General features: G+C 60.9%; 5 protein-coding genes. 4 read left to right on the forward strand and 1 reads right to left on the reverse strand.

Annotated features, from left to right (window positions below; translation table 11 throughout):
- Window positions 1–514, reverse strand: a 514-nt coding sequence (locus EOA13_RS36405; protein WP_164780580.1) for a LacI family DNA-binding transcriptional regulator, incomplete at its 3' end; no start/stop codon positions are given.
- Window positions 515–648: 134 nt separating this feature from the next.
- Here EOA13_RS36405 and EOA13_RS36410 point away from each other — a divergent pair.
- Genes EOA13_RS36410 through EOA13_RS36425 form a run of 4 tightly spaced genes read left to right on the forward strand, consistent with a single transcriptional unit; the run spans window position 649 to window position 5,068 of the window.
- Window positions 649–1,635 (forward strand): sugar ABC transporter substrate-binding protein, encoded by a 987-nt coding sequence (locus EOA13_RS36410; RefSeq protein WP_245490596.1) that lies wholly within the window; start codon window positions 649–651, stop codon window positions 1,633–1,635.
- Window positions 1,636–1,684: 49 nt separating this feature from the next.
- Window positions 1,685–3,229: a sugar ABC transporter ATP-binding protein gene (locus EOA13_RS36415; protein ID WP_245490597.1), complete on the forward strand. Its 1,545-nt coding sequence runs from the start codon at window positions 1,685–1,687 to the stop codon at window positions 3,227–3,229.
- On the forward strand, window positions 3,226–4,221 hold the full coding sequence (locus EOA13_RS36420; RefSeq protein WP_127297959.1) for an ABC transporter permease: 996 nt from the start codon (window positions 3,226–3,228) through the stop codon (window positions 4,219–4,221). Before EOA13_RS36415 ends, EOA13_RS36420 begins: the two co-directional genes overlap by 4 nt.
- Window positions 4,222–4,231: 10 nt before the next feature.
- Window positions 4,232–5,068 carry an N-acyl homoserine lactonase family protein gene (locus EOA13_RS36425; protein ID WP_127297960.1) on the forward strand — a complete coding sequence of 279 codons (837 nt, stop codon included), beginning with the start codon at window positions 4,232–4,234 and terminating at the stop codon, window positions 5,066–5,068.
- Window positions 5,069–5,484: the final 416 nt, after the last annotated feature.

Consider the following 5,484-nt stretch of genomic DNA (forward strand, 5'->3'; position numbering starts at 1 on the left):
GAAGGTAGTTGGTCGCCTGCTTGCCGGCCGACAGATTGTCGATGGTGACGGTGTCGACGCCGACATCACCGATCGAACGGCCGAGCAGGACCACCGGCACGCCGCCCTCGAAATCCCGCCGCTGGTAATGGCTTTCGGGTCCCACTGGAACGACCACCGACCCATCGCACCCCAGTGTTCGAATGCGCGAAAGAATGCGTCTTTCGATGTCGGGCTTTTCATCGCTGTTGAACAGCACAAGCGAGTAGCCCCAGGCGGCGACCGCCGCCTCGGCCGCAGTGACGATGCGGGCATAGAACGGGTTTGCCAGATCCGCCACGGCAAGCGCGATCAGCTGACTGCGGCCGCTGCGCAAATTCCGCGCCACCAAGGAAGGCGCATAGCGAAGATCACGCACCGCGGCGAGCACGCGACCACGCAATTCCGGACTCACATAGGCGGTGTCGTTGACGACCGCGGACACCGTCGCCGTCGACACGCCGGCAGCCCTTGCGACGTCTTTTATGGTGGCCATCTGTTCTCTTAGCTAATCGTTTAGCTGATCGTTAACGCGAATCTCTCGCCTATTTTGCGCCGCTTTGCACGAATTTTCTTGCGAATCTGCCTGAGATGCGAAAATCTGCCGAAACGGTTAGGCGGTCATCAGCTTTGAATCTGAAGGTGCGCGTCCAACCTCATAAGGGAGAGAGAACCATGAAAAACCTGACGTTCGGCGTTTTCGCCGTGGCCCTGGCATTGGCCGGCGCGCAGGCCAGCGCGGCCGACAAGCCCCTGCTCGGTATCGTGTCGATCAGCGCCACGGAAGCCAACAATGTCCGCTATATCCAGGGTGCAACCAAAGCGGCAGACGAACTCGGCTGGAAAGTCACCGTCGTCGATGCGGCGGGCAATGCTGACCAGGCCAACGCAGCCATTCAGAATTTCGCTCAGCTGGGCGCGCATGCCGTCGTCGACATGGTGTTTCCGTTCTCGTCGATCGGCGCCGGGCTCGCCGCGGCCGGTTCCGCGAGTATTCCTGTCGTCACCTGGGGTGGCGGGCTGGGCGGCACCGTTGCTGCCACCAACGGGTCGGGCGGCCCAATGGCAATCCCCGTCGTGGACCTGATGCTCAAGAACATGAACGGCAAGGGTTCCATCCTTGCCCTTACCTATCACACGGGTGAGGTTTGCCGGAACCGCGAACAGGTCATGGATGAAATGGCCGCCAAATACCCCGACATCAAGGTGACCAAGAACGAAGTACGCATTCCCGGCTATTTTGAAGACGGCGCGCAGTACGCCAATGCATGGCTCGCCTCGCATCCTGCGGGCGCCGAGAACCTGGCGATCTGGGGCTGCTGGGATGATCCGGCGATCGGCGCGATCGGCTCGCTGCGTGCCCAGAACCGCACCGATGTAATGGTGTATGGCATCAACGGAAACGCCCAGGCTCTTGAAAATATCAAGAACGGCTTCATGACCGCAACGGCTTGGCAAGACAGCTACACCGAAGGCTACAATATGGCAAAGATGATTGAGGAGATCACCGCCGCCGGAAAGAGCTGGGCTCCCAAGGCCGCCGAAGTGCCAGCCGTGCTGGTGACCAAGGATACGGTGGGGGATTTTCTGACCAAGCATCCCGACGCGATCCAGTAGGCGCAGCCAGCTTTTGACCGATAGGGTACCAGGACATGCGGCAATGGAGATGGCGGTGCCCGTAGCGCCTCCATTTCTTGTCGTGCGCAACATCAGCAAGGCCTTCGGTGGCGCCCAGGCGTTGCGAAGCGCCTCCCTCGATGTTGCGGCGGGAGAGGTTCACGGCTTGGTCGGCGCCAATGGCGCTGGCAAGTCGACGATGATCAGGATCCTTGCCGGCCTCAACCATCCGGACCGGGGCTCGATCGAGGTTGATGGGCAAACCGTCGGCATCGAGACGGCGCACCGCGCGACGGAATTCGGCATGAGCTTCATTCATCAGGAGCTGGCTTTCATTCCGGGCATGACTGTCCTCCAGAACATCATGCTCGGCGTGCCAAAACGATCGCGCTTCGGCTTGACCGATTGGGCAGCCATCGCCCGCGACGTCGAGCCCATCGCGAGGCGCGTCGGCATCACCGCCTCGCTGAACGCAAATGTGAAAGGGCTGTCGACCGCCGAAAACTGGTTGATCAATATCTGCCGCGCGCTGGTCCGCAAGTCGCGGCTCATTGTCATGGACGAGCCGACCGCCTCGCTCTCCGCCGCCGAGAGCGAGAAGCTCTTCGTGATCATCAAGGACCTCTCGGCCTCCGGTGTTGCCGTGCTTTACGTCTCGCACCGCCTGGATGAGATCCTGGAACTCTGCGATCGGGTGTCGGTGCTGCGCGACGGCAATTCCGTCGCCGAATTCACCCGTGCCGGATTGACCAGGAGGGCGTTGGTCGAGGCGATCGTGGGCTCCGCCCACGTCGGCAACGATAGCAGGGCTGAATATGTACCGCAGAACCATGAGGTCGTTCTGCGTGTCCAGAATCTAACACGCCTGCCCAAGGTGCGTGGCGTATGTTTCGAACTTCGCCAGCGCGAAGTTCTGGGCATCGGGGGCCTGGTCGGCGCCGGACGCAGCGAACTGGTGCGGTTGATCTATGGTGCCGATCGCGCCGACGCGGGCAGCATGACGCTCAAAGGCAAACCTTACGCGCCGACAACGCCGCAAGCCGCGGTTGCCGCCGGGCTCGGCCTTGTGCCGGAGGAGCGGCGCACAGAAGGACTTTTCCTGTCGAAGAGCGTCGCCTTCAATCTTGGTCTGGTTAATTTGGACAAGCTTGTGCTCGGACGCAGGGTGCCGCTTCTCAGCCGAAAATCGCAGTCCACGCTCGCTCGCGAGACGATGAAGCTGCTTTCGATCAAGGCGGCAGGCATGGACACTCCTGTTGGCCGGCTAAGCGGCGGAAACCAGCAGAAGGTGGTTATCGGCCGCTGGCTGCAGCGTGCGCCGCACATCCTCATTCTCGATGAACCGACCCGCGGGGTCGATGTCGGCGCGCGCGCGGAGATCCACCGCCAGATCCGCGATCTCGCCGCGGCCGGCATGGCGGTTCTCGTCATCTCGTCCGAACCCGATGAACTGCCGGATCTTTGCGATCGGGTGCTTGTGATGGCGGAAGGCCTCGTCGTTCGCGAACTGAGCGGCGCATCGATGTCGCGCTCCGCTATTGTCGAGGCAAGCTACGGTGAGCGGGAGCCATTGACCAAGGGGAGCACCACATGAGCGATGTCTCAACGTACAACAGACGTCTCACCCCACGAACCAAGGCTGCGCTCGGAATTTTCGCGCGCTACGCGACCATCCTCGGGCTGCTGGCAATGATCGTAGTCTTTTCAATCCTGTCGCCGAAGGCATTCTCGACCCTGGGCAACTTTACCAACGTCCTCAACCAGGCCTCGCTAGCCATGATCATCGCCGGCGGTCTAACATTGGCGGTCGTCGTCGGCGAGCTCGATCTGTCGATCGGCTTTGCCGCCAGTCTGCACGGCATTCTCGTCACCGGCTTCATCGTCCACGACAAGCTGCCGATCCCTCTGGCCATTTTCATCGTGCTCGCCCTTGGCGCGCTGATAGGCCTCATCAACGGCTTCATCGTCACCAAGATGAAAGTCAATTCCGTGATCGCGACGCTGGGCGTCGGGACCATCATCACGGGCCTCGCCTTCGCCTACTCCGCCGGAGTGCCCATCGTTGCCGGCGTACCGGAGGCCTTCCTTCAGCTTTCACTCGGCCGCTGGCTCTTCGGCGTCCCCAACAATATTGTCGTCATGGTCCTCGTGCTGGGCATCCTATGGGTGCTGGTCGAGCGCACTTCCATCGGCCAGGAAATCCAGGCGGTCGGCGGCAACCCTGCCGCGGCGCGCCTTGCCGGTATCAACGTCGACCGCATCAAGACGCTTGGTTTCGTCATTTCCGGCATGTGCGCCTCCCTCACCGGCATTCTCCTAGCGTCGCGGCTGGGCAGCGGCACGACCAGCGCGGCCGATTCCTATCTGCTGACGGCGTTCGCCGCGGTATTTCTCGGCTCGGCGACTTTGCGTGACGGCGAATTCCATGTCCTCGGGACTTTGGTCGGCGCCCTGATCATCGCTTTCGGCTTCAACGGCCTCAACATTTTCGGCGCCCCGACCTTTTCCCAATACGTGTTCCAGGGCGCTATTTTGATCATCGCGGTAGGGCTTTCCAGCCTTGGCCGCTCACTTGCGGAAAGTTGAGGAGAATCACATGACACAGGCTGAGTATTGGCAGATCTATGTCATCGAGTTCGCGCGATCGAAGAACCAGCCATGGGTCGATCTGGTCAGCGGGATGTACGATGACGGCCCCACGGACCTGCCCTTTTCCTTTATTCTGCTGCGGCGCGGCGACCGCAACGTGCTTGTAGACACCGGCTTCATGAAGGACGAAACCGGCCCGAATTTCTCCGATAAGTTCGGCATACCCTGGTGGATTTCCCCGGTTCGCATGCTTGCCGAACTGGGGCTGGTGCCGGACGACATCACCGACATCATCGTCAGCCATGCTCATTTCGATCACATGGGCTCCATCGATCAGTTTCCTAAAGCCCGCCTCTATCTGCAGAAACAGGAGTTGCTCTCCTGGCACGAGGCGATGGCGCTGCCGCCGCAATACGGCTTCCTCACCGCCATCATCGATCCCGACGATCTGCGCGCCGCCTTCGACGCCGCAGTGGAACACCGGTTGACGCTGGTCGATGGTGACCGCGACGACCTTCTGCCAGGCATCCATGTGAGGCTGGGGCAGGGCCACACGATGGGCCAGCAGTTCGTCATCATAGAGACGTCGCGCGGCCGCATCGTACTTTCCGGCGATTGCGTCTACTCGTCCCGCCAGATCACCGGTCACAAGCGCGACGGCGTCTATCAGCCTCTCAACAACGCCGTCGGCAGTGTCTGGGACCAGCTCAAGACCATCGACCGCATCAATACCGAAATCGGCGGCAACCTCGATAGGCTGATCATCCTACACGATTCCGAACGCTGGAAAGGCCTCCCCGTGGTAAAAGAAGTCGAGGGATTTCGCATCATTAAAGCGGCTTAGCGCTGTGGCTGAACGGGCGATATGGCCGGGAGCAGCTGGCAAACGATCCTGCCTACATTCTCGACTCATCCGCTGTGGCACCGAACGTGCCCGCGAATGCACCGAGTCTAATAGACGCTAGGTTGTCGCGGGTTTAAGGGCTATTCCAACTCTAAAGGTCTCAAGTTAGCGGAAAAACATCTGCTCAAGATGCAAAAGGCCATTGTCGACTGATATTCCGGATGCCAAGTTTGGTCGGGTCGGAAACTCTTCCTGCATCCGCTGTTCGGGCTGGGGAACCAGACGCTAGTGCTGCTCGGCATCGTCGCCATCCCGTGGCTCGGCAATGAATACACCGCACTCGGCAGCGTCCTTTTTGCCAATGTCTGGCATTGGCTCGGCTTCCCGGCCCTGGTGCTGCTGGCGGGCATGCAGCG

This window comes from Mesorhizobium sp. M7A.F.Ca.US.011.01.1.1 (assembly GCF_003998295.1).
Lineage (GTDB): Bacteria > Pseudomonadota > Alphaproteobacteria > Rhizobiales > Rhizobiaceae > Mesorhizobium.

Bases quoted from the DNA above. Each gene is read 5' to 3' on its own strand.
- EOA13_RS36415 (WP_245490597.1), top strand. From the start codon at position 1,685: ATGGCGGTGCCCGTAGCGCCTCCATTTCTTGTCGTGCGCAACATCAGC.
- EOA13_RS36420 (WP_127297959.1), top strand. From the start codon at position 3,226: ATGAGCGATGTCTCAACGTACAACAGACGTCTCACCCCACGAACCAAG.
- EOA13_RS36425 (WP_127297960.1), top strand. From the start codon at position 4,232: ATGACACAGGCTGAGTATTGGCAGATCTATGTCATCGAGTTCGCGCGA.